The organism is Parasphingopyxis lamellibrachiae (assembly GCF_003385775.1).
Taxonomy (GTDB): domain Bacteria; phylum Pseudomonadota; class Alphaproteobacteria; order Sphingomonadales; family Sphingomonadaceae; genus Parasphingopyxis; species Parasphingopyxis lamellibrachiae.
Genome location: NZ_QRDP01000004.1, coordinates 1,039,763 through 1,061,308, shown reverse-complemented (window position 1 = coordinate 1,061,308; position 21,546 = coordinate 1,039,763). Strand labels below are relative to the sequence as shown.

The 21,546-nt window shown below is 62.5% G+C and carries 25 protein-coding genes and 1 pseudogene; 20 read left to right on the top strand and 6 right to left on the bottom strand.

From position 1 onward, the window contains the following. Positions 1–57 precede the first annotated feature (57 nt). Positions 58–1,620 carry an alanine/glycine:cation symporter family protein gene (locus tag DFR46_RS05335; RefSeq protein ID WP_116235506.1) on the bottom strand — a complete coding sequence of 521 codons (1,563 nt, stop codon included), beginning with the start codon at positions 1,618–1,620 and terminating at the stop codon, positions 58–60. A gap of 298 nt (positions 1,621–1,918) precedes the next feature. Between DFR46_RS05335 and DFR46_RS05330 the strand changes: the two genes are divergently transcribed. Next, the gene (locus tag DFR46_RS05330) at positions 1,919–3,706 is read left to right on the top strand and encodes a cyclic nucleotide-binding and patatin-like phospholipase domain-containing protein (RefSeq protein WP_116235505.1); all 1,788 of its coding nucleotides are present in this window, start codon (positions 1,919–1,921) and stop codon (positions 3,704–3,706) included. A gap of 15 nt (positions 3,707–3,721) precedes the next feature. Here the strand turns inward: DFR46_RS05330 and DFR46_RS05325 are convergent, their stop codons facing one another. From DFR46_RS05325 to DFR46_RS05315, 3 genes are all read right to left on the bottom strand, one after another. Further along, positions 3,722–4,249: a DUF421 domain-containing protein gene (locus DFR46_RS05325; RefSeq protein ID WP_116235504.1), complete on the bottom strand. Its 528-nt coding sequence runs from the start codon at positions 4,247–4,249 to the stop codon at positions 3,722–3,724. Between the two features lie 138 nt (positions 4,250–4,387). Continuing rightward, on the bottom strand, positions 4,388–4,606 hold the full coding sequence (locus DFR46_RS05320) for a helix-turn-helix domain-containing protein (protein WP_116235503.1): 219 nt from the start codon (positions 4,604–4,606) through the stop codon (positions 4,388–4,390). Then, on the bottom strand, positions 4,606–5,133 hold the full coding sequence (locus DFR46_RS05315) for a DUF2975 domain-containing protein (protein ID WP_116235502.1): 528 nt from the start codon (positions 5,131–5,133) through the stop codon (positions 4,606–4,608). The genes DFR46_RS05320 and DFR46_RS05315 overlap by 1 nt, the downstream gene beginning before the upstream one ends. 122 nt (positions 5,134–5,255) lie before the next feature. Between DFR46_RS05315 and DFR46_RS05310 the strand changes: the two genes are divergently transcribed. The 6 genes and pseudogenes from DFR46_RS05310 (at position 5,256) to DFR46_RS05285 (ending at position 9,344) form a co-directional block, all read left to right on the top strand. Further along, on the top strand, positions 5,256–6,005 hold the full coding sequence (locus DFR46_RS05310; protein WP_245953693.1) for a CPBP family intramembrane glutamic endopeptidase: 750 nt from the start codon (positions 5,256–5,258) through the stop codon (positions 6,003–6,005). 149 nt (positions 6,006–6,154) lie between these two features. Continuing rightward, positions 6,155–6,697, top strand: a complete 543-nt coding sequence (locus tag DFR46_RS05305) for a hypothetical protein (protein WP_116235501.1) — start codon at positions 6,155–6,157, stop codon at positions 6,695–6,697. Continuing rightward, positions 6,690–7,475 (top strand): annotated as a pseudogene (locus DFR46_RS05300) (terminase large subunit domain-containing protein); the annotation flags it as partial. The gene DFR46_RS05305 and the pseudogene DFR46_RS05300, both read left to right, overlap by 8 nt. A gap of 41 nt (positions 7,476–7,516) precedes the next feature. Further along, positions 7,517–8,644 carry a phage portal protein gene (locus DFR46_RS05295; RefSeq protein ID WP_116235499.1) on the top strand — a complete coding sequence of 376 codons (1,128 nt, stop codon included), beginning with the start codon at positions 7,517–7,519 and terminating at the stop codon, positions 8,642–8,644. Continuing rightward, complete coding sequence (locus DFR46_RS05290) at positions 8,641–8,955, top strand: DUF6127 family protein (RefSeq protein ID WP_116235498.1); 315 nt, start codon at positions 8,641–8,643, stop codon at positions 8,953–8,955. Before DFR46_RS05295 ends, DFR46_RS05290 begins: the two co-directional genes overlap by 4 nt. Beyond that, a complete protein-coding gene (locus DFR46_RS05285; protein ID WP_116235497.1) occupies positions 8,952–9,344 on the top strand; it encodes an HK97 family phage prohead protease in 393 nt (130 codons plus the stop codon). Before DFR46_RS05290 ends, DFR46_RS05285 begins: the two co-directional genes overlap by 4 nt. On the opposite strand, the gene DFR46_RS05280 is transcribed toward DFR46_RS05285, so the two are convergent. Continuing rightward, positions 9,341–9,613, bottom strand: a complete 273-nt coding sequence (locus DFR46_RS05280; RefSeq protein WP_116235496.1) for a DUF3297 family protein — start codon at positions 9,611–9,613, stop codon at positions 9,341–9,343. The two genes, DFR46_RS05285 and DFR46_RS05280, sit on opposite strands and share 4 nt — an antisense overlap. A gap of 199 nt (positions 9,614–9,812) precedes the next feature. On the opposite strand from DFR46_RS05280, the gene DFR46_RS05275 reads away from it, so the two are divergent. From DFR46_RS05275 to DFR46_RS05235, 9 genes are all read left to right on the top strand, one after another. After that, a complete protein-coding gene (locus tag DFR46_RS05275; protein WP_116235495.1) occupies positions 9,813–11,006 on the top strand; it encodes a phage major capsid protein in 1,194 nt (397 codons plus the stop codon). Positions 11,007–11,276: 270 nt separating this feature from the next. Next, entirely contained in the window at positions 11,277–11,558 is a 282-nt protein-coding gene (locus tag DFR46_RS05270) for a phage fiber-tail adaptor protein (RefSeq protein ID WP_147297623.1), read from the top strand. Continuing rightward, a complete protein-coding gene (locus DFR46_RS05265) occupies positions 11,558–12,100 on the top strand; it encodes a head-tail connector protein (RefSeq protein ID WP_116235493.1) in 543 nt (180 codons plus the stop codon). The genes DFR46_RS05270 and DFR46_RS05265 overlap by 1 nt, the downstream gene beginning before the upstream one ends. Continuing rightward, positions 12,097–12,489: a tail completion protein gp17 gene (gp17, locus tag DFR46_RS05260; protein WP_116235492.1), complete on the top strand. Its 393-nt coding sequence runs from the start codon at positions 12,097–12,099 to the stop codon at positions 12,487–12,489. The genes DFR46_RS05265 and gp17 overlap by 4 nt, the downstream gene beginning before the upstream one ends. A gap of 19 nt (positions 12,490–12,508) precedes the next feature. Continuing rightward, entirely contained in the window at positions 12,509–12,916 is a 408-nt protein-coding gene (locus DFR46_RS05255; protein ID WP_116235491.1) for a phage tail tube protein, read from the top strand. 253 nt (positions 12,917–13,169) lie between these two features. Further along, positions 13,170–13,478 carry a gene transfer agent family protein gene (locus DFR46_RS05250; protein WP_116235490.1) on the top strand — a complete coding sequence of 103 codons (309 nt, stop codon included), beginning with the start codon at positions 13,170–13,172 and terminating at the stop codon, positions 13,476–13,478. Continuing rightward, positions 13,475–13,675: a phage tail assembly chaperone gene (locus DFR46_RS05245; protein ID WP_116235489.1), complete on the top strand. Its 201-nt coding sequence runs from the start codon at positions 13,475–13,477 to the stop codon at positions 13,673–13,675. Before DFR46_RS05250 ends, DFR46_RS05245 begins: the two co-directional genes overlap by 4 nt. Next, on the top strand, positions 13,668–14,249 hold the full coding sequence (locus tag DFR46_RS05240) for a tail tape measure protein (protein ID WP_116235488.1): 582 nt from the start codon (positions 13,668–13,670) through the stop codon (positions 14,247–14,249). Before DFR46_RS05245 ends, DFR46_RS05240 begins: the two co-directional genes overlap by 8 nt. Positions 14,250–14,261: 12 nt before the next feature. Then, complete coding sequence (locus tag DFR46_RS05235; protein WP_116235487.1) at positions 14,262–16,586, top strand: DUF2460 domain-containing protein; 2,325 nt, start codon at positions 14,262–14,264, stop codon at positions 16,584–16,586. A gap of 7 nt (positions 16,587–16,593) precedes the next feature. On the opposite strand, the gene DFR46_RS05230 is transcribed toward DFR46_RS05235, so the two are convergent. Beyond that, positions 16,594–17,106, bottom strand: a complete 513-nt coding sequence (locus DFR46_RS05230) for a class I SAM-dependent methyltransferase (protein WP_116235486.1) — start codon at positions 17,104–17,106, stop codon at positions 16,594–16,596. A gap of 69 nt (positions 17,107–17,175) precedes the next feature. Here DFR46_RS05230 and DFR46_RS05225 point away from each other — a divergent pair, with 69 nt between their 5' ends. From DFR46_RS05225 to DFR46_RS05210, 4 genes are read left to right on the top strand one after another with little or no spacing between them, the layout of a single operon-like run. After that, complete coding sequence (locus DFR46_RS05225) at positions 17,176–17,997, top strand: DUF2163 domain-containing protein (protein ID WP_116235485.1); 822 nt, start codon at positions 17,176–17,178, stop codon at positions 17,995–17,997. Continuing rightward, on the top strand, positions 17,997–18,434 hold the full coding sequence (locus DFR46_RS05220) for a C40 family peptidase (RefSeq protein WP_116235484.1): 438 nt from the start codon (positions 17,997–17,999) through the stop codon (positions 18,432–18,434). The genes DFR46_RS05225 and DFR46_RS05220 overlap by 1 nt, the downstream gene beginning before the upstream one ends. 3 nt (positions 18,435–18,437) lie before the next feature. Next, entirely contained in the window at positions 18,438–20,636 is a 2,199-nt protein-coding gene (locus tag DFR46_RS05215) for a phage tail protein (protein WP_116235483.1), read from the top strand. A 15-nt stretch (positions 20,637–20,651) separates the two neighbouring features. Beyond that, entirely contained in the window at positions 20,652–21,152 is a 501-nt protein-coding gene (locus DFR46_RS05210) for a DUF2793 domain-containing protein (protein WP_116235482.1), read from the top strand. Positions 21,153–21,546: the final 394 nt, after the last annotated feature.

Sequence of the window (21,546 nt, the reverse complement as noted above, 5' to 3'; positions counted from 1 at the left end):
GGCGTCGATCCTGCCGATTGCGCAAGTGGCCTCCATGCAGGTAGAGGCCCCGCATATTTACCTTCCGTCACCCGGTTCGATCGTCGCTTCCTGCACAAACTCGCCCGGTGTGTCGCGCCCATGATCCTTGCCTGCAGCGCGATTGCCCTTTGCGATGGCAAAGACGACACCCGACAGCGCGACAATCGCCACGATATTGGGGAGCGCCATGGCGGCGTTCGAGATATCGCCGAGACGCCAGACCAGTTCCAGCGGAGCAAAGGCACCGATGAAGATCACGACGCACCAGAGTATACGCCAGATAGTGTGGAGAACCTTTTCACCCGCCAGGCTTGCTCCGGGTACCTGATCATAGAGATAGGTGATCGCCCGCTCCCCGTAATAGCTCCAGGCGAGCAGGGTCGTGAAGACGAAGAGCAGCAGCGCGACCGATGCCACGAGCGTTCCGATCGGAATGCCGAACAGCTGATAGGGGAAGGCAGCCGCAAACGCGCCGGACGTCATTGCAAAGCCGTTGAGATCGGATTGCCAGGCATGTTCGACGGCGACAGAGGCGCCGTCCACCGTGGCCGTGAAATCGCCGGTCACGGTCAGCATGACGAGCGCGGTCATCGTGCAGATCACCACAGTGTCGATAAAGGTGCCGATCATCGCGAAACGGCCCTGCAATGCAGGATCGTTGGTCTGCGCTACGGCATGGGCGATCGCGGTCGAGCCCTGGCCGGCTTCGTTCGAGAAGAGCCCCCTGGCGACACCGGCTCTGATGGCCAGCATGATCGATGCGCCCAGAAAGCCGCCCGCGGCGGATTGGGTATTGAAGGCGCCCGCGAAGATCCTGCCGAAGGTCTCGCCGAGATAGGGCGCGTTGATGATCAGTGCGATGACGGCCATCAGCAGATAGGCGCCGGCCATCCAGGGCACTACCGTTTCGGCGACCTTGCCGATCGATTTGATTCCGCCGATGATGACGACGAAGACGGCGACGGCAGCGATCATGCCGCCGATCCATTCATCCAGTCCGGTGAGTTCATTGACGCTATCGCCAAAGCTGTTCGCCTGGATGGAGTTGCCTGTGACAAGCGCCGAGAAAAGTGTGCCGAGACAAAAGAGGACGGCCAGCCATTTCCATTTGGGGCCCAGGCCGTACGTGATGTAGCTCATCGGGCCGCCGCGATAGGTGCCTTCAGCAGTCCGTTCGCGGTAGCGCACGGCGAGCGAACCTTCGGCGAAAGCAAGCGCCATGCCGAACAGGGCCGTGACCCACATCCAGAAGATTGCACCGGGGCCGCCCAGGGTGATGGCTGTGGCGACGCCGGCAAGGTTACCCGTACCAACCTGTCCCGAAAGTGCCGTTGAAAGCGCGGCGAAGGGTGAAATCTCGCCTTCGCCTTTCTCGTCGGTTTTCTTGAATATGCCTATGAAGGAACTGAACAGCTTGAGGATTGGAAAGCCACGCAGGCCGATCATCATATAAAGCCCTGCGCCGAGCAGAACCACGACCATCGGCGGGATAGGAATGACTTCGGCGCCATTCCATGTGCCGCCCCAGACAAAATCGCTGATATTGGTTATCGGCGCGATCCACGCCTCCATGCCGGAAACCGGTGTCCCAGACGCCATATCCTTACTCCCCCATACTGGTTCAGTGTCGCCGCAGTGCAAATTGCTCCGCCCCGCTGCGCCTGTTTGATATGGCGCAGTGGTTTAGCGCAACTGAGCCACATGTAAATGTGGAGCGCGCACAGGGCAGGGGTATACGGTCGCGGCCCGCCACGGATCCGGCAATCTTCTTCGTTCGGCAAGCGATCGGCGTGTTGGGTCTCCCGGACTGAGGCCCCTTTCCAAAGCCCTGCGAAATCCGCTAGATAGCCGTCAAAGATTATGGGATCGCATTCGTTAACGCGAAGGGGGCGTGGGAATGGCGAACGACTTTTCACAAATTGAGGCATTTGCCGGGCTGGATACAGCCGGACTTCATGCCTTGCAGAATGCGGCCAAGCCCATTGCGGTGAAGGGCGGCGACTATCTTGTCCGGTACGGGGAAGAGGCCGATGCGCTGTATCTTGTGTCCACTGGGCGCTTTTATGTGCAGCTTCCCAATGGTCGTGTGGTTGCCGAGATAGGTGCCGGCGAACCGGTTGGCGAGCTTGCCTTTTTCTCTGGAGGCACCCGGACGGCGGACGTCCGCGCCAGTCGTGACAGCACCGTCTACCTGCTGACGCGCGAGGCCTATGATGCGGTGGTCGCATCCTATCCGGAAATTGCCGATGGAATTCTCTCGACCGTGTCGTCGCGACTGGCAGTTGCAACCCGGTCGGCAAGCGCCATGGAGGCCAAGCCCGGCAAAGTGATCATGCTGATGCCGGCCGCCGGTTCGCAGCTGCCGCAGGGCTTCGCCGAACGCTTTTGCGCGGCGCTGGCGCGTCATGACGAACCGCGGATGATCACCTTTGCGGACAAGCCGGATGGCGTGACGGCGGAGAGTGAAGGGTTCGGCCGCTGGCTTGGCGAGCTGGAACGCAGTGCGAAGCGGGTCATTCTGGTCGCTGGGGGCAGCGCCGAATGGGACAAGGCGATTGCGCGCAATGCGGATGATCTGGTCATTGTTGCGCCGCTGTTCGAAGAACAGTGCGATCGCTCGGAACTGGAAGACTATGCGATCCCTCTTTTCCTGCGGGGCAACCGGACATTACTGCTGTGGCGCGATCATGAACGGCAGGAGATCACCGGGAGCGGGCGCTGGCTCGACAGCCGCAACGTCAAGCTCCATCATCAGGTTCCGCTGGATTGCGACGCTGCCTTTGCGCGAGTCGGCCGATTCATGGCCGGATGCGCGAATGGTGTCGTGCTGGCCGGCGGGGGGGCGCTGGGCTGCGCGCATATCGGCGTGATGCAGGCACTGATCGAAAACGATATTCCGATCGACTTTTATGGCGGAACCAGCGCCGGGGCGGCTATGGGCGGCGCATTGGCGCAGGGCCTCACGCCCGAGCAGACCATTGTCCAGATGCAGGACATGTTTATCGCCAAGAAAGCGATGCGGCGAATGACGGTGCCGGTGCACTCGATCCTCGATCCTCGGGTTTTCGACGAGCAGCTCGAGCTCAGATACACCAACAAGGACATTGCCGACCTGCCCTATAATTTCTTCGGCGTGTCGACCAATCTCTCGACGAACAGCGTCTATGTTCATCGCCGCGGACCGCTCTGGCATGCGGTGCGGGCGTCCGGATCGTTGCCGACCATCCTGCCGCCCTTCATCACGAACGAGGGCGATATCCTGGTCGATGGCGGGGTGCTGGACAATATTCCGGTGACAATCATGCGCGAGGCGAAGGCCGGGCCCAACGTGGTCGTGTCGCTGAGGAGCGATGCGGGCGAAGAATGGCGGCTGGACACCAAATACAGCGCGCTCCGGTCGCGCGGTAAACTGCTGCGCGACGTGATTTTCCGCCGCAAACCGAAATACGAATTCCCGAGCATCGTCGATATCATGTCCCGCTCGATGGTCGTTTCGAGCGCCAGCGCAGTGCGCGAAAGCCTGAGCCAGGCCGATGTGCTGCTGCTGCCGCCAATCCCGGAAACGATGAAGATCCTCGACTGGCATCTCGGCAGCGATCTGAGCGAGTCGGCGCGCGCCTATACCGCCCAGCGGATTATCGAGCATGAACCACTGGCGGACATGAAGGATTCGCTGACCGGCTGAACAGGGGCGGGTTTTCTACCCCGAAGATGGATCGCTGACGCCCGTGAGAATCCTGTCTTCCAGACCATCGCCATGCAGCACCGAAATGTCGCCGGTGGTTTCCAGCACGACCGCCTGGACCTTGGAGAGCTGCAGCACATTGGCCTCGCGCATCTTGGCCCAGATATCGGTTTCGTCGACCCGCACCCGGGCCATCGCCTCGCGTTCGAACCGGCCGTTGCGGAACAGGATAACGGGATCGTTGGACAGCAAATCGCGCATTGCCCGGTTCTTGCGCCGGAACCAGGCGAGCAGCGCCTGAAACGCCAACAGGGCGCCCATCGCCAGAAGATTCTGGAGAAAGACCGGCCACTGGTCGGTAGAGGCGGCATTGGCCAGCAGCGAGCCGGTGGCGATGGTGACGATGAAATCGAAGGCGGTCATCTTCGAGAAACTGCGCAGGCCGACCAGCTGGACGATCAAGACGATCCACAGCACGGCGATCGGGCCGAGGATCAGCGCCCGTGTCAAAAGGTCGAGGGTGGCGGCGTTATCGAAAATCATCCCGTTTCCTGCTTTGTCCGGGGCTCCGACAGGGAGCCGCTCCTATGCGTTGAACGGTTGGCGGACGGGCATGGTTCCGGATCGCTTCTATCTTTTTGGCGAGCGCAAATCTCCGCGCCGAAAAGGCCGGGGAGCGATTTACCGGCTCCCGCCAAACTCCTCAAACGCCAGCAGATCGCCGGGCTGGCAGTTCAGCTCCCGGCAGATCGCTTCCAGGGTGGAAAAACGGATCGCCCTGGCCTTTCCCGTCTTGAGGATGGAGAGATTGGCGAGCGTGATGCCGACGCGCTCGGCAAGCTCGGTCAGGGTCATCCGGTTGTCGTGGAGCAAATCGTCCAGCTTGACGGAAATACCCATCAGACCGTGCCCTCCAGATCGTCCCGCATCGCCGCACCCCGGGCGAACACCCGGGCCAACACGAACAGGGTGAGGGCAAGCACGAAGCCGCCCAGATCGAGATCGAGGCCGCTGGGCTGGCCGGTAATGGCATCGAGGCGGGTCTGGACGAGGTTGACCGGAATGGCGATCAGCTGGAAGCCCAGCGCCAGCCAGCCCATGTCGCGCAGCCGCCGCGCGTTGATCGGCAAAAAGGGATCTCCCTCCCGGACAGACCGGACGATGCGCGTGAGCAGACGGAAAAAGACTATGCCGAACCCGATGCCGATCAGGGCCGTCGGTAGCAGCAACCAGAAATGGGCTTTGAACGCAGCAAGATCGACACCTGGATACTCGCTGCGCAGGGCCTGCGAACCCTGGGTCATGTCGAAGGCGACAAGCGATGCGCCAATCACGATCGCGACCGCGAAAAATATCAGCAGTGCGGTGATACCGCGCGTGACGAAGAGGGTGAAGGTGAGCAGCGAATCCTTGTGCGGCGAAGCCATGGCATGTCCTTATCCGGGTTATCGCAATTCGATAGATGAGTTATCGATAAAAAGCAATATACATATTGTTAAACGATAAAAAATGTGGAATAGGCTCGCCCTCGAACAGAGGAAAACGAATCATGAATTCACTCCGAACAGCGGCGCCGGCCGCCGCTACGCCCGCTCAATCCCCGGCCATGGGCCGCTGGCTCATTCTCGCGGAGGTGCTCGGTTTCGTCGCGCTGGCGCTCGGTTCGCGCTATCTGGTGAGCCTCGTCACCTGGCGCTTCGCCGGGCCGATCTCGCTGATCTTCACGCTCGTCATCCTGACTGCCTATCTGCGGGGGCGGGGGATCGGCTGGCGGGATATGGGCGTCCGGGCCCTGCCGGGGCTTAAGGCCAAACTGCTCCTGATCCCGCAAACGGCGCTGACCGGCATGGTGTTTTTCGGGGCGGTCGCCGCGGTGCTTATCGGCGGGCCGGCGATCGGCCTCGATTTCATCGGGCAGGTGCCCGATACGGTGGAGGATCGCTGGGGAGATCTCGAGGGCAACCTCCCGCTGTTCCTGCTCTGGCTCGCCATCGTCTGGACGGTGGCGGCCTTTGGCGAGGAGATGTTCTTTCGCGGCTATCTGATCACCCGGCTGGAAACCGCCTTTGCCGATATCCGCTGGGGCGTTGTGCTGGCCGTGCTGCTCCCCGCCCTGCTGTTCGGCTATGGCCATTATTATTATCAGGGACTGAGCGGGGTGGTTGTGACGGGGACGATCGGCCTTGTGCTGGGGATCATGTTCGTCCTGTTCCGGCGCAATCTCTGGCCGGTTATCCTGTGGCACGGCATCATTGACACTCTGGCCTTTACCGCCACCTTCATGAACTGGGATATCTAGGGCGACTCTCGGTCGCTATCGTAAATGTACCAAATAAGTAAAAAAGGCTTGACACCGTAACGCTATTTGGTTAGAGATACGGAAGATCGAAAAATGTATCCAGCCGGGGCGCGAAAGCGTTTCCCGGCTTTTTTATTGGCGGTCCCTTCATGGCGAAAAACGAAACACAGAGGCGTGCGGGGCGGAGCTATGCCGGAGGCAATTCGGGCAAAGCGCAAATCCGCGCCGTGCGCCACGACGGATGGACGGAGGAGCGACGGGAGATCTTTCTCGAAACGCTGGCGGAGACTTGCAACGTTACCGCCGCTTTTACAGCGGCGGGAATGACATCGAGTTCAGCATGGGCCCTGCGCAAGCGCGATGCCGGGTTTGCCCAGGCCTGGGACGAAGCGATCGCGATCGCCTATGAGCAGCTGGAGCTGGTGATGCTGGAACGGGCTATCAACGGAACGGAAAAGCCTATTGTGCGCGGTGGCAAGGAAGTCGCCACCATGAAGCAGTATAGCGACGGGGTCGGCATCCGGCTGCTCCAGGCGCACAGGGAAACGGCAATGCGGGTGCGCGAGCGGGAGGGCGGGCGTTTTGATCCCATCGAAGCGTTCGAGGAAGTGAAGCGTCGCCTCGCCGTGATCCACGAAAGAAAGAAAGCGAACGAGGGATCGGGCGATATGGTGGGCGGTACGGATGGATGAGCCGTCCTACGCCGAGCAGTTGGGGTTGCTCGACGAGAATGAGCGGAGCTGGGTGCTGGAAGGGCTCGACCCCGAACAGGGCGGGCATCTGCTTCGATACTGGGATTTCTGGGCGCGCGGCAACCAGCGATTGCCGAAAGGTATGTGGCGCGTCTGGCTGATCATGGCCGGGCGCGGCTATGGCAAGACGCGCGCCGGGGCAGAATGGGTGCGCGATTTCGCATATAAGCACGGGCTGTGCCGGATCGCGCTGGTCGGTGCCACGCAGACGGAAGCGCGGGCGATCATGGTCGAAGGGGAAAGCGGAATATTGGCGGTAAGCGAGGGGGCGGAACGGCCGCGATTCGAACCTTCGCTGGACCGGCTGGTCTGGCCCAACGGAACCATCGCCACGCTCTATTCGGCGGCAGAGCCGGACGGGCTGCGCGGAGCATCGCATCATCTGGCCTGGGCCGACGAGATTGCGAAATGGAAACGGGGCGAGGCGGCATGGGACAATCTTATGCTCGGGCTGCGGCTCGGCGATTATCCGCGTGTCGTTGCCACGACGACGCCCCGTCCGGTACCGCTGCTGCGGCGGCTGCTCGCGGATAGGAGAGTTGCCGTGTCGCGGGGGCGGACGCGCGATAACAGCCTGCATCTGCCCGGAGGATTTCTCGCCGCGACCGAAGCTGCCTATGGCGGCACAAGGCTGGGGCGGCAGGAGCTGGATGGCGAACTGATCGAGGATATCGAGGGCAGTTTATGGCCGCGCGCGCTTATCGAGGCGTGCCGGGTGACCCTCTGCTGCCGAGTGATGGACTAACCTAGGAAATTTGCATGAAACTCTTCGGACGAAAATCCGGGGGCGCTGCGGCGCGTCCGGCATTGCTGCGTGCGCCCTGGGGTGCGCTGACGATAGGCGACTGGCCGCGCGGATATGAGGCGCAGATACGCGCGGGATATATCGACAATCCGGTTGGCCAGCGTGCCGTGCGGCTGATGTCGGAAAGCGCGGACGCGGCGCCGCTGGCGGGCGACAGGCGCGGGTTGGCGCTGTGCAACGCAAGTTCTGCCGGCCAGTCGCTGATCGAGACGGCGGCTGCGCATCTGCTGCTCCACGGAAATGCCTTTATCCAGATTCTCTGCGATGCGGAGGGCGCTCCTGCCGAGTTGTTCGCGCTGCGCCCCGAGCGGGTAACCATCGAGCCGGACGCGCAGGGCTGGCCCGCCGCCTATCGGTACCGGGTTGGCGAGAAGACGATGCGGCTGGAGGCAAAGGACGGCTTAGGCAAACCGAGTCTCGTCCATATCCGTGCCATGCATCCGCTCGACGATCATTACGGGCTCGGCGCACTCGGCGCGGCGGCGGGGGCGATTGCGATCCACAATGCCGCGACCCGATGGAACAAGGCGCTGCTCGACAATGCGGCCCGGCCCTCCGGTGCGCTGGTTTACGATCCCGGCGATCCGGGCGCAGCGCTGTCCGGCGAACAGTTCGACCGGCTGAAAGAGGAGATGGAGGCCGGTTTTGCGGGCGCAGCCAATGCGGGTCGGCCGATGCTCCTGGAAGGCGGGCTCAAATGGCAGGCGATGAGCCTGACGCCCGCCGACATGGATTTTGTCGGGCTGAAAGCGGCGGCGGCGCGGGAGATCGCGCTCGCCTTTGGCGTACCGCCGATGCTGCTCGGTCTGCCCGGCGACAACAGCTACGCCAATTATCGCGAAGCCAACCGGGCGCTGTGGCGGCTTGGCGTGCTGCCGCTGGCGGGCAAGATATTGGGCAGCATTGCGCAGGGGCTGGCGAACTGGTGGCCCGATACGGCGCTGACCGTCGATCTCGACAAGGTGCCGGCGCTTTCCGAGGACCGGGAGAAATTATGGGCGCAGGTCAGCACTGCCGATTTCCTCTCGCCGGAAGAAAAACGCGCGATACTGGGGATTGAGGAGCCGAGGGTCGGAACATGAGCGAGAATGAAGAGATGCTCGCCCGGCTGGTCGCCCAGCTGGCCGATCAGGGCAGCGATCTGGTGACGGTGCGGGCGATTATCGAGGAAGCGAGCGAGCTGGGCGCGACCCATGCGCTCCACAAGCTCGGCCTGTCAGACACCCATGCGCGCCGGGATCTGGATGAGCTGCGCGAACTTCTCGGCGCCTGGCGGATCGCCCGGCGCGGGGCGATCCGCTCGGCTTTCGGCTGGATCGGGAAGGGGCTGCTGGCGCTCATATTATTGGGTCTCGCCGTCCGCTTCGGCGTTGTCGACTGGCTCGGGCGATGAGCGTGCGCTTCGCCGGCTATGCCGCGATTTTCGACCAGCCGGACCGAGGCGGCGATGTGATCCGCAAGGGCGCGTTCAGCCGGGCGTTGGGGGAGGGGAGCGATGTGCCTCTGCTCTGGCAGCATGAGCGGGGGCAGGTGATCGGATGTATCGAAAGCCTGGCGGAAGATGCACGCGGCCTGCGTGTGATTGCAAAGCTGGAGGACGCCAAGCTTGCGGCGGGGCTTGGAAATGGAACACTTGGCGGGCTGAGCTTTGGTTACCGGGTCCGCACGGGGCGGCAGGGAGCCGCTAGCCTGCGCGAACTGATCGATCTCGATCTCGTGGAAGTCAGCCTTGTGACGATTCCGATGCAGCCGCTGGCGCGGGTGCACGCGGTTGGCGATTAACCCTCGCCGACATCCTCGAACCAGGCCTCGACTTCGCCATTGAGCTTGATGGTCAGCGGGTTGCCGTGGCGGTCGCGGGTTTTGCCGGCCTGGACGCGGATCCAGCCTTCGGAGATGCAATATTCTTCGACGTCGTTCCGCTCGCGACCCTTAAAGCGGATGCCGATGCCGCGTTCCAGATGGACGGGCTCGTAATAGCCGCTCGAGGGAATCGTCGAGAGGCGATCCGGAACCGAATTGGCGGGCGGGGTGTCTTTGCTGTCTGTCATGCGCTGCGATTTAGTCGGTCGGTGGAGAGAAGAAAAGGCCCGATACACAAACCTCCGTCATTCCCGCGAAGGCGGGAATCCATGCGAACCGTTGGACTGGATTCCCGCCTGCGCGGGAATGACGAAAGACTGAAATCCACCGCCTCCGCGCCGCCCGGCCCGGGGGTTTTTTGTGTCCTCAACCCAGGAGAAATGACCCATGAATATCGAAACCAAGATGGACCCGCTCGCCGCGAGTTTTGCGGCGATGGAGCAGCCGCCGCATGAGGAGGCGGCCTTGCCTGAAAACGAAACGGCAGAGCAGGCCGAAGAACAATCGTCCGTGGACAGGGTCGCCGAGCATATCGCCGCGGTGAAGCGCTGGATGGACGCGCATACGGTCGCCGCGGCACGCCCAGCGCTGGAAGGCACGAAATCCATGTCGCGCGGGCAGAGCGATTTTACTGCGCATTATCTCAGGCGCGGCCTCGAAGCCGGGCTGGAGCGCAAGAGCTTTGACGGCACATCGGGCGCGGCGGGCGGCTATGCCATCCCGCAGGAAATCGATGCGGTGATCGACCGGACGCTGAACGATATCTCGCCGATCCGCGCCATCGCCAATGTCGTGAAGGTCGGCAGCGCGGGTTACCGCAAGCTGGTGACGACCGGTGGCACTCCCTCGGGCTGGGTCGCCGAAAACGCCGCCCGCCCCGAAACCGATACGCCGGACTTTGCCGAGATCGCCCCGCCCATGGGCGAGCTTTATGCAAACCCGGCGGCATCTCAGGCGATGCTTGACGATGCCGCCTTCGATGTCGAAGCCTGGCTGGCGAGCGAGATCGCGTCCGAGTTTGCGCAGGCGGAAGGCGCGGCTTTTGTTTCCGGTTCGGGCGTCAACCGCCCCAAAGGCTTCTTGTCGGCGACAATCACCAATGAAGCGGACGATGCCCGTGCCTTCGGGTCGCTCCAATATATCGCGACTGGAACGGATGGCGGTTTCGATGCGAGCGACCCCGAATATGCGCTGGTCGATCTCGTCCAGTCGCTGCGCTCACCTTATCGCCAGGGCGCGCATTTCGTGATGAACTCGTCGACGCTCTCCGCCATCCGCAAGTTCAAAACCGCAGACGGCGCGTTCCTCTGGCAACCGAGCCTGATGGCGGGCCAGCCCGACACCCTGCTCGGCTATCCCATCGTCGAGGCGGACGACATGCCCGATATCGCGAGCGACGCCGACGCCATCGCTTTCGGTAATTTCAAGGCGGGCTATCTGATCGCCGAACGCGCCGAAACGGCTATCCTGCGCGATCCATTCAGCAACAAACCGTTCGTCCATTTCTACGCGACGAAGCGTGTTGGAGGGCAGGTGTCGAACAGCGAGGCGATCAAATTGCTGCGGTTCAGCGTGAGCTGATCCGTATTGCCTTCTCCCCCTGTCGGAGAAGGATACGCCGCCTTGCAGGCTCGTCTCGCTAGGCGAAGTTGGATGAGGGGTGCGAGCTGCAGGCGAGCATGTCGCACAGCGGCAGAGCGGTCCTGCATCGACCTTTTCGATCGCAGACGCGACCGGCCCCTCACCCTGACCCTCTCCCACTAGGGGAGAGGGAACCGGGCGCCGCGCCCCTGATTGCCTCCCCTCGTTCGGGGGCGCGGCGTTTTCCCCTATTTGATGGAAGTCTGTTCCATGACCCTTATTCTGAAAGATCCGGATGCGGCGCTGAATTACGCGATCCGCTGGCCCGATGCTGTGCTTGATGGTGCGGGCATTTCGGCGGCCAGCTGGTCGATTGAACCAGACGAGCCGCAGGGCATCGCTGTCTCTGCCGACTTTATCGATGGCAGTGAAACCGGTGCGCGTTTTTCCGGCGGCCTTGCGGGCCGGGTTTATCGCGCGGCCTGCCATATCACGCTTACCGACGGGCGATCTGCCGATCGTTCGCTTGTTGTCCGCCTGGAGCAAAGCTGATGCCGGTGGAGCAGGATATCGCCGCAACTACGCCGATCGCGCTGGACGAGGTGAAGGCCTATTTGCGGATTGGCATTGCAGACGATGATGCGCTGCTTATGGGGCTTATCCGCACGGCGACGGGTGTCTGCGAACATTTTGTCGGCCAGGCTCTTTTGCTGCGCGATGCCGAGGAAACCGTTCCGGTCTCGAGCGAGTGGAGGCGGCTGACGCTGACGCCCGTTTCGGCCATCATCGGGCTGGTCGGACAGCCGGAAAGCGGCGAGGCTTTTGACCTGCCGATCGATAGTTATGCTGTCGATATAGACGGCAATGGCGATGGCTGGGTCCGCGTGCCGGCGGGCGGGCAGGCGCGCCGCGTCATAGTTCGGTATCGCGCCGGTATGGGCGCGGACTGGAACGCAGTGTCCGAGCCTTTGAGGCAGGGCATCGTGCGGCTCGTTGCGCATCTCTATCTGGAGCGCGATGCCGACGACGCGCTGAGCCCGCCGGCGGCTGTTGCCGCCCTGTGGCGACCCTGGCGGCGGATGCGATTGTCATGAGCGCGGAATTAGCCCTTGGCGATGCGCTGTTTGCGGCCCTCAAAGACCATGGCCCACTCGCAGGAGCGGTGAACGCCATATCCGCCGTTCCGGCAATCCGGGCGGTGGTTCCCTATGTGGAGCTCGGCGCGATCCTGTCGCGCGACTGGAGCACCAAGACAGAATCGGGGCGCGAACTGCGCTTTTCGGTTTCGGTTTTCGATCAGGACGAGCGCGCTGAGCGGCTGGCTGCACTGATGGCGGAAGCCGAGACTGCGATCGCCGCAATCCCGCGCGATCTGCCGGGCTGGCGGGTGGCGAGCTGCGCCTTCCTGCGCGGCCAGGTCGACCGGAGCGGCAATCCCTGGGCGGGCATTCTCGACTTTCGCGCGCGGCTTCTCGCCGCCTGAATTCAAACGGAGAATAATCATGGCAGCAGAAAAAGGATCGGCTTTCCTGTTGAAGGTCGGCGATGGCGGCGATCCGCCGGTTTACAGCACGGTCGCGGGAATGCGCACGACTCAGCTCTCGATCAATGGCGAACCTGTCGTCATCACCAATAAGGACAGCGGCGGCTGGCGCGAATTGCTGACCGGAGCAGGCGTGCGTTCGGTATCCGTGTCGGGTGCGGGAATATTCACCGGATCGGTGGCCGAAACGCGGCTCAAGAATAATGCGCTGGCCGGATCGCTCGACGATTATGAGCTGAGCTTCGAAAGCGGGGAACGAATGCAGGGCGAGTTCCTGATAGCGCGGCTCGACTATTCCGGGGATTTCAACGGCGAGCGGAACTATACGCTGGCGCTGGAGAGTTCCGGGCAGGTGGTGAGCCTGTGATTATTGGCGGTTAAGGCTTTCTGAATAACTTTAAGTCCAGCCCAACCAATGCGGTGAAAGCTGTCACGCCTGTGAAAACTAGGATCGCTGTGTCGTACATTATTACCTCGCGGTTTTTCTTTCGATCCGTCTAAATCAATCAGGATCGCTTTCAGTTGAATCGCGAGGTGAAATTTATTCGCTTCCAAACGGACGGTTTACCGCCGTCAATTTTCTCCGCGTGAGAAACTTCAACGCAGAAGATGAGGTCGCAATGAAAGCCAATCCAAACCGAGGCGAGGCGGAGATCGTCGTTGCCGGCGAAACGCTGCGGTTACGGCCGAGCTTCACGGCGCTGGTCGCGGCTGAGGAGGAATTGGGCCCGCTGTTCGCGCTGGTTGAGCGGGCGGCCGGGGGCGAGCTCAGGCTCGGCGAACTGGTCGCGCTGTTCTGGCATTGCCTCGACCCGAAACCGGCAAAGCTGACGCGTGAACGCTTTGGCGAGAGCATTGCGGGGCAGGGGCTTGCGGCGGCGACGCCCGTGCTCCGGGCGCTGCTCGGTCAAATCCTGCAAGGGCGGTGAGTGAGTTTGCGGCGGCTGCGACCCGACTTGCGGGCCTTGCGGGCATGACGCTCGGCTGGCGGCCCGAGGAATTCTGGGCGGCGACGCCGGCCGAATTGGCCACGGTCCTGATGGCCTTTTCCGATGACGATGCCGGCGGGGTTCCTGCAGCCCGGTCCGACCTCTCCCGATTGATGGAGCAATTTCCCGATGAATGACGATTTCGAAGACGAGCTGATCCGCGTACGTGCCGATACGCAAGCCTTTCGCCACGACGTTGCGGATATGCGGCGCGCGCTGTCGGATGGCCTTGGCGGCGCGGCGGATATGGTCGGCAGTCGGATCGAGAGAGCGTTGCTGCGCGCGGTGCGCACCGGCAAACTCGGGTTCGACGATCTGAAACGGACGGCGCTGGCCGTGATGAGTGATATCGCGCGGGCTGCTGTCAGTACCGGATTGAATTCCCTGTTTTCGGGAAGCGGCAAAGGCCAATCCGACGGACTGCTTGCGCTCGGGACACAGCTTGCCAGCGCTTTCCTTGGCGCGCCGGGGCGGGCAACCGGTGGACCTGTGGCGCCGGGCCGGGCCTATCGCATCGGCGAACAGGGGCCCGAGTTGTTTGTGCCGTCTTCCAGTGGCCGGGTCGAGCCGGTGTCCGCAGGCAGATCGGCGCGCGAAGTCCGCGTCACGATCAATCTCAACGCGCCGCAGGGCACGGAACCCGAAGCACTGACCCGTTCCAGTCGTCAGATCGCGCAGCAGGTCCGGCGCGCGCTCCAGCGGTCTGAATAAGGGAGCCCTGCCATGCCCCACTGGCTCGCCAGCCCTGGCGACACAAAGCAGTTCACCCATATCAAGCGCTTCGATCCGCGTTTCTGGACCGTCAACTTCCCGCGTCCGATGATGGCATCCGTGGTGACGAGCGGCCCGCAATCCCTGCGGGTCAATGCCGTGTTCTACATGGCGGACGATCTGGCCGGCCTGATCTGGGAGAGCGAGGATCTGTGGGACCACCCGCTCGTCGCTTATGAAACCGCGCGCGATTACCGGGGCTGCACGCTCGGCTTTCGCTGGCGATCGGACGGGATCATGCCGCTCGATGCGCTGCATGGTCCGACGCTGACGATCGAAGGACGGGACGAGGCGGGCGAGCCGCGCAGCTGGTATGTGCGGCTCTGGAACTACGCGAACGGTACACCGGAAGACGCCGAAATCGCGCTGGATTTCGATGCGCTGGAGGGTGGGTTCCTGCTCCCGGGGGAGGCGGACCCAGTATGGGCCGGGGATATCGACCGGCTGTTCCTCTCACTCGTGCCACCTGGCTATACGGCCGCCACTGTGCCGTTGGCCGCACCCGCAGATGCATGGGCGGAGCTGACAGACATATCCTGCACCGGTGCCGGATCCACGATCCGTATCGGCGATACGCTGCTTCCTGAACATGGCATGCGCATCGCGACCGGCTATGACGACGCCTATAACCAGACGCCGGCCCGGCTGGTCCGCAATGCGCTGCATCTCGGCTATCGGGATGTCATCAATCACTATGTCGGGATGAGCCATTATTACCGGCTTGAATATTATGGCTGGGCCGGGGGCCTGTATATCAGCCTGTCGGGCGGCGTGCTCAACGCGCCCTGTGCTGCCTGGCACGCCGATTTCGCCGCCCGGGCCAATGCGTTTGGCTATGCGCTGATCTGCTCGCTCTCCTATGAGCTGTTCGATGCGATCTGCTTTGGCGACTGGAAGCAGCGTGACGAGCTTGGCAATCCGGCGCTGACCGGATGGGAGCCGCCGTCGACCCTGTTGTCGCCCGCGAGCAGCGGTGCGATGAATTTTCTGAAAGTGGTGGCCCAGGCGTTCGTCGCGATCCTGCAGGGCGCAGGCCAGCCGGTGCATTTCCAGATCGGCGAACCCTGGTGGTGGATCACGCAGGACGGCAACGCGCGGATCTGCCTTTACGACAGTGCCGCGCAGGCGGCGTTCGGGTCCAATCTCGTGTCCATCCCGACGATCAAGGGGACAAAGACGGCGGCTGAAATCACCATGCTGAACCAGGCCGGCCAGATGCTTGCCGATTCCACGGCGGATGTCGTTGCGGCGGTAAAGGCGCAGGCAGCCGACGCGGTGACCTATCTGCTCGTCTATCTGCCGACCGTGCTCGACGAGGACGCTCCCGAAGCCAAGCGAGCCAATGTGCCGCTTGGCTGGGCGGACCCCGCTTTCGATATCCTCCAGCTTGAGGATTATGACTGGGTGACCGGCGGCAATCGCGGCGCCACGGCAAGAGCGGTCGCAGCGATGCAGGCAAGGCTCGGCTATCCCGCCGAACGCCAGCATTACTTCGCCGGCTTCGTCCTGAATGCCGAAGATGCGGCCCAGTGGACTCTGATCGACGCTGCCGCCGAGGCTGGGCGGGAACGCGGCGTCGCCGAAACATTCTTCTGGGCGCTGCCCCAGGTTACTCGCGACGGTTTCACCCATTTCGACAGCAAGGAGGGCGATGTGCAGGCCTTTGACGATGTGCAATTCCCTCTCGCGCTTGGCCGCGAAGCGGTGGCGACACCGGGTTTCTCGACGGCAATCGTGACGACGGCATCGGGCGCGGAGCATCGCAACAGCGACTGGACCGATGCGCGGATGCGCTATGACGCAGGGCCGGGGGTGCGATCGGAAGCCGATGTCGGCACGCTGATCGCTTTCTTCCGGGCGCGGCGAGGCGCGGCGCGCGGTTTCCGCTTTCACGATCCTTTCGACCATAGTTCCAGCACGATGACGGGAACCCCCGAACCCGATGATCAGCGGCTCGGAACGGGCGATGGGGAGACGACTCTTTTCCCGCTCGTCAAACGCTATGGCGACACTCCGGATCAACAGGTCCGGCGGATCAGGCATCCGGTGCCGGGAACTGTTCGCGTATCGGTTGACGATGTCGAACAGGCGAGCGGCTGGATTGTCGAGAACGGAGCGATCCAGTTCGACATTCCGCCCGCCGCCGATGCGGATATCTGCGCAGGCTATCTATTCGATGTCCCGGTGCGTTTCGCCGAAGACCGGCTGGAAGTCAGCCGCACAACCTTCCTGGCAGGCGAAGCGGTGAGCGTGCCGCTGATCGAGATCCGGGATTAGAACAGGGTTATTGACACTGGAGGAACAGCGTCCCGCTCTTTTCGACGATCACAGCCCATCCGCGCTCATCTGCTTCGAACACGATCTTGAAGGCCGGCATGTTCCTGTTTTCGTCAGCGATGAGGATACAGCCGTTGTCGCCAATATGGCGCAGCAGCGTTTGAAGCACGGCAATCCGATCTTCGGCGCGGAGCATGTGCAGCGTTCGGTCGATAACGATAACGTCATAGGTCCCCGCTGGTCGATAGACGCGCACATCGGCGACCTCGCCTTCGATATCGAGATTCTCGGCGGCGGCATCGCCTAGCATGTCGGCGATGCCCGAAGGCGATTGATCGATACCCGTCACATGATGACCGAGCCGGGCAATGAAAAGGGCATCCCGACCCTGTCCGCATCCGATGTCCAGCACCAGCGCGCGCGGCTTTGGATAGTGATCGAAGAAGTCCTCAAACGCCCTTGTGGGTTCTCCAAGAGCCTTTCTGGATTCGCGATAGAGCTGTTCGTAATCGGTTGGCATTTGCCGGTATTGCCAAGGTGGAGACGCCTTGACCAAGTGTTTCTGTTCCGCCTTTGAAAGGAGAAGCTTATGGCCGCGTTCCTCGATGCGCCGATCACCACTATCGCCTTTTGCTGGCGGCTCGCCCGCCGCGATGGCGTGGCGCTCGGCTTCACGACGCACGACCGCGATCTCGTGATCGGCGGTCTTACCTATCAGGCGACCCCCGGGATGCTGCCATCGGCGGTCAGGCTTGGCGATGGGCTCGATGCGAGTTCGATGGATGTGTCGGGCGCGCTGACCAGCGATGCGATCACGGAGCGGGATTTGCTGGCGGGGCGTTGGGACGGCGCTGCCGTTAGCCTCTTCACCGTCGATTGGGAAGCGCCCGACGGCGAGACAGTACCGCTCGCGCGCGGCGAACTTGGGGCCGTCTCCATAGAGGGAGACGGTTTTACAGCGGAGCTGAAAGGGCCCGCTGCGGTGTTTGAGCGGCCGGTGAGCGAGCTGACATCGCCGGAATGCCGCGCGCAATTTGGCGACACGCGCTGCCGTGTCGATCTTGCGCCGCATATCCGGATCACGTTGATAACCGCGCGTGTCGATGAAGTAACCGTTGATGTGGCGAGCGCCGCCGCCACACCCAACGCTTATGGTTACGGTCGGCTGCGCTGGATGAGCGGCGACAATAGCGGACTGACCAGTGCGATTTTGCGTTCGGCGGGTAATCGCCTGACCCTGAGAGAAACGCCGCCCTTTGCGATCGTGCCGGGAGCGATGGTCGAGATCACCGCGGGGTGCGACCGGATATTTGCAACCTGCCGTGACCGATTTTCCAATGCCGGCAATTTTCGCGGCGAACCGCATCTTCCGGGCAACGACCTGCTGACCCGTTATCCGGGGGCAAGTTGATGACCGGGGAAGCGGTTCTTGTTGAGCGCATCCTTGCCGCAGCGCGAGCCTGTATCGGCACCCGCTTTCGTTTGCAGGGCCGCGATCCCAGCATTGGGCTCGATTGTGTGGGGCTTGCCGACTTCACTTATAGGGCGGTCGGCGCAGAGCCGGTGCTTCCGGATGGCTATGCCCTGCGGGGCGGCGATATTCGCGATGCAGAGGGCCGACTCTCCGCCAGCGGCTTCATATCAGTCGATGGCGGCGCGGCGCGGGCGGGAGATCTGCTGGTGCTGCGTCCGGGCGGACGTCAACTTCATCTGGCCGTCCATAGCGGCACAGCGTTCATCCATGCCGACCTTGGCCTGCGCCGCGTGGTAGAAACGCCCGGGCGTCTGCCCTGGCCGTTGCTTGGAAACTGGCGGTGGCGGCCCGGATCTGGCGAACGGAAAAACTGAACCATGGCGACACTTGTCCTGAGTACGGCCGGAACCGCCCTGTTCGGCCCGATTGGCGGTGCCATTGGCGCGTTTATCGGCCAGCAGGTCGACAATGAGGTTTTCAGGCCCGGGGGCAGGGAAGGGCCGCGGCTCAACGATCTCAGGCTTCAGACATCGTCATACGGTACGCCGCTGCCCAGGATTTTCGGCACGATGCGCGTTGCCGGGACAGTCGTCTGGGCTACCGATCTCCAGGAGGACCGCAATAAGGAAGGTGGCGGCAAGGGAAGGCCGAGCGCCACGACCTATAGTTATAGCGCGTCTTTCGCGGTGGCGCTGTCGGCTCGCCCGATCCGCGCCGTTCATCGTATCTGGGCCGATGGCAAATTGCTGCGCGGAGTGGCGGGGGACTTCAAAAGCGAAACCGCTTTTCGCCTTCATCTGGGCGGAGAAGATCAAGCGATCGATCCACTGATCGCTTCGGCCGAGGGCGGCTCAGGCACGCCGACTTATTGCGGGCTGGCACTGGCGGTCTTTGAAAATCTCCAGCTTGCCGATTTCGGTAATCGCATTCCCTCGCTGACGTTCGAGGTGGAGGCGGATGAGGGCGCAGTCAGCTTCGTCGATATCGTCGATGAACTGAGCGCCGGGCAGGTGACAGCGGACAGCAGCGCAACCCTGAGCGGCTATGCCGGGCATGGCAGCAATCTTCGCGGTGCGATCGAAACGCTGGTTGCCGCATTGCCGCATCATCTGGTTTGCGATGCCGATACGATTCGCTTTACCGACACTCTCTCACCGCCCGTTTCGCTTACAGAGGATGCGCTGGGTGCCAAAGTGGGGGAACAGGGGCGCGCGCGGTATCAGATGGAACGGCAGGGCGCAGACAAGGCACCCGCCGAAATCGCGCTGCGCTACTATGAACCGGCCCGCGATTATCAGGCAGGCCTGCAACGCGCCCGGATGGAAGGTGCAGGTCAGACAGGCGAACGCACCGACCTTCCGGCCACGCTCTCGGCTCCCAGGGCAAAGGCGATTGCCGAGGCGCGGCTCGAACGGCTGTGGACCGAAAAGACGCGCGCATCGATAACTCTGCCATGGGCGGCGATGACGATCCGGCCCGGCGATGCGATTCAGATTCCCGGCGAATCAGGATCATGGAGGGTCTCCGCGTTCAATCTGGAACGGATGGCGGTATCCCTTGAATGTGTGAGGGCGACAGGAGCCAGCGCCGTGATGGCAGATGCCGCGGCTCCGGGCCGCGTTGTTTCCGATCCGGATCTTGAACACGGCCCTACTCGGCTCGAGCTGCTCGATCTTCCTGCTCTGGATGACACTCTTTATGCCGCCCCGCATCTGCTGGTTGCTGCCGCCGGGATATCTCCGGGGTGGCGGTCGGCCAATCTCGAAGTCAGTTTCGATGGCGGGGCGAGCTTCGGGTCGCTGGGCCGCACTTCGCCCCCCGCCGTTATCGGCGCTGCGCTTGGCGTTCTTGGTATCGGCCAGTCTGCATTGCTCGATACCGTGTCGGCGATAGACGTCGCGTTGTTGCATGGCGATATGTGGCTGACATCCGCGACGGATGCCGCGTTGGTGTCTGGCGCTAATCTGGCCGTGCTTGGTGAAGAGCTGATCCAATTCGGAGGCGCCGAGGCGCTTGGCGGAAACCGGTTTCGCCTTTCGCGCCTGCTGCGGGGGCGGCGGGGTACCGAATGGGCGATGACCGGGCATGTCTTCGGCGAGCGCTTCGTCTTGCTCGATCCCGGCACAGTGAAACCTCTCGAAACATCGGCATCGGCCCTTGGCGGCAGCGTGGAACTGCTCGCGACGGGTTTGGGCGATGCCGGCGTTCCGGTGTCGGTCAGCGATATTGTCCATGGTCGGTCGGTTCGGCCGCCGACGCCCGTGCATTTGTCCGCGCAGCGCGAAGCCGATGGCGCGATCCGATTCTCGTGGGTCAGGCGGAGCCGGATCGGCTGGGCCTGGATATCGGGCGCGGATGCGCCGCTTGGCGAGGAGGAAGAAAGGTGGCGCGTCAGTATAGAGCCGCTGGCGGGCCAGTCGCGAACGCAGGAGACCGACGGGGCGACACTGACCTATTCCATTGCCGACCAGCTGGCCGACGGCACCGACGCAGTCGGCATATTCCTGCTGTCCGTTGTCCAGCTCGGCGCACTTGCCGAATCCGACCCGGCGGCGCGCCGGACATTCCATCTGTAACCGAGGAACATCATTATGACCGATGCAACCGACCGATTTGGCCTGCCATTAATCCAGCCGGGCCAGGCCCAGAAGGAGCTGTTTCACAATGAGGCGCTCGCGCTGCTAGATGGCGCCGTACACCCGGCGGCCGAAACACGCGGCGACGATGTGCCGCCGGTAAGCCCGGCCTACGGGCAGGGCTGGATCGTCGGCACAGCGCCCACCGGCGACTGGGCTGGCCATGCCGACAAGTTTGCGATCTGGACTGGCGGCGGGTGGCGTTTCGTCGAATCGGTTGAGGGCATGCAGATATGGTTGCGCGATTCCGGCGTCTTTTCCTTCTGGACGGGGTCGGAGTGGCGTGATGGGGAGCAGGTTTGCGATGCACTTGTAATTGCGGGGCAAACTGTTGTCAGGCAGCAACAGCCTGCGGTGCCGGATGCGTCGGGCGGCGCGATAATCGACGGAGAAGCGCGCTCCGCGATCGCGGCGATCCTCCTAGCTTTACGCACTCACGGTCTTATCGCGACATGATCTTACGAAAAATCACAACTAAATAACCAACTTTCCTTGCCACTATGCAACCTTATCGGCATAGACGCGTTGGTTGTTCTGTTGCTGCATGCCGTTGAAGGCGTCCTTAGCCATTTGGCTTAGCCATTTGGTTTCTCGAATGCGGCATTTTGGCAACAGATACTCCAATTGTCCGCTTGCGTGGACAGTATGGTTTCGATAATAGTTTTCGTATTCCTACGCTAGGAATTTGTAAGAAAGGGGAAAGTTATGCGCAAGTTCGCCATCCAAGCGGCGCTCGCTACCACCGCGCTCACATTGGCGGCTACGCCAGCGCTGGCTCGCGACGATTCTTGGTATATCGGTGCAGAGGCCGGTGGGACGATCATCAGCAATGCTGATATCGATGTCACCA

Coding starts and splice junctions, on each gene's coding strand:
- DFR46_RS05215 (WP_116235483.1), top strand. CDS start 18,438: ATGGCGACACTTGTCCTGAGTACGGCCGGAACCGCCCTGTTCGGCCCG.
- DFR46_RS05305 (WP_116235501.1), top strand. CDS start 6,155: ATGGCGAAAAACGAAACACAGAGGCGTGCGGGGCGGAGCTATGCCGGA.
- DFR46_RS05270 (WP_147297623.1), top strand. CDS start 11,277: ATGACCCTTATTCTGAAAGATCCGGATGCGGCGCTGAATTACGCGATC.
- DFR46_RS05220 (WP_116235484.1), top strand. CDS start 17,997: ATGACCGGGGAAGCGGTTCTTGTTGAGCGCATCCTTGCCGCAGCGCGA.
- DFR46_RS05230 (WP_116235486.1), bottom strand. CDS start 17,106: ATGCCAACCGATTACGAACAGCTCTATCGCGAATCCAGAAAGGCTCTT.
- DFR46_RS05225 (WP_116235485.1), top strand. CDS start 17,176: ATGGCCGCGTTCCTCGATGCGCCGATCACCACTATCGCCTTTTGCTGG.
- DFR46_RS05295 (WP_116235499.1), top strand. CDS start 7,517: ATGAAACTCTTCGGACGAAAATCCGGGGGCGCTGCGGCGCGTCCGGCA.
- DFR46_RS05315 (WP_116235502.1), bottom strand. CDS start 5,133: ATGGCTTCGCCGCACAAGGATTCGCTGCTCACCTTCACCCTCTTCGTC.
- DFR46_RS05330 (WP_116235505.1), top strand. CDS start 1,919: ATGGCGAACGACTTTTCACAAATTGAGGCATTTGCCGGGCTGGATACA.
- DFR46_RS05255 (WP_116235491.1), top strand. CDS start 12,509: ATGGCAGCAGAAAAAGGATCGGCTTTCCTGTTGAAGGTCGGCGATGGC.
- DFR46_RS05310 (WP_245953693.1), top strand. CDS start 5,256: ATGAATTCACTCCGAACAGCGGCGCCGGCCGCCGCTACGCCCGCTCAA.
- DFR46_RS05325 (WP_116235504.1), bottom strand. CDS start 4,249: ATGATTTTCGATAACGCCGCCACCCTCGACCTTTTGACACGGGCGCTG.
- DFR46_RS05280 (WP_116235496.1), bottom strand. CDS start 9,613: ATGACAGACAGCAAAGACACCCCGCCCGCCAATTCGGTTCCGGATCGC.
- DFR46_RS05235 (WP_116235487.1), top strand. CDS start 14,262: ATGCCCCACTGGCTCGCCAGCCCTGGCGACACAAAGCAGTTCACCCAT.
- gp17 (WP_116235492.1), top strand. CDS start 12,097: ATGAGCGCGGAATTAGCCCTTGGCGATGCGCTGTTTGCGGCCCTCAAA.
- DFR46_RS05275 (WP_116235495.1), top strand. CDS start 9,813: ATGAATATCGAAACCAAGATGGACCCGCTCGCCGCGAGTTTTGCGGCG.
- DFR46_RS05320 (WP_116235503.1), bottom strand. CDS start 4,606: ATGGGTATTTCCGTCAAGCTGGACGATTTGCTCCACGACAACCGGATG.
- DFR46_RS05335 (WP_116235506.1), bottom strand. CDS start 1,620: ATGGCGTCTGGGACACCGGTTTCCGGCATGGAGGCGTGGATCGCGCCG.
- DFR46_RS05210 (WP_116235482.1), top strand. CDS start 20,652: ATGACCGATGCAACCGACCGATTTGGCCTGCCATTAATCCAGCCGGGC.
- DFR46_RS05290 (WP_116235498.1), top strand. CDS start 8,641: ATGAGCGAGAATGAAGAGATGCTCGCCCGGCTGGTCGCCCAGCTGGCC.
- DFR46_RS05250 (WP_116235490.1), top strand. CDS start 13,170: ATGAAAGCCAATCCAAACCGAGGCGAGGCGGAGATCGTCGTTGCCGGC.
- DFR46_RS05265 (WP_116235493.1), top strand. CDS start 11,558: ATGCCGGTGGAGCAGGATATCGCCGCAACTACGCCGATCGCGCTGGAC.
- DFR46_RS05285 (WP_116235497.1), top strand. CDS start 8,952: ATGAGCGTGCGCTTCGCCGGCTATGCCGCGATTTTCGACCAGCCGGAC.
- DFR46_RS05240 (WP_116235488.1), top strand. CDS start 13,668: ATGAATGACGATTTCGAAGACGAGCTGATCCGCGTACGTGCCGATACG.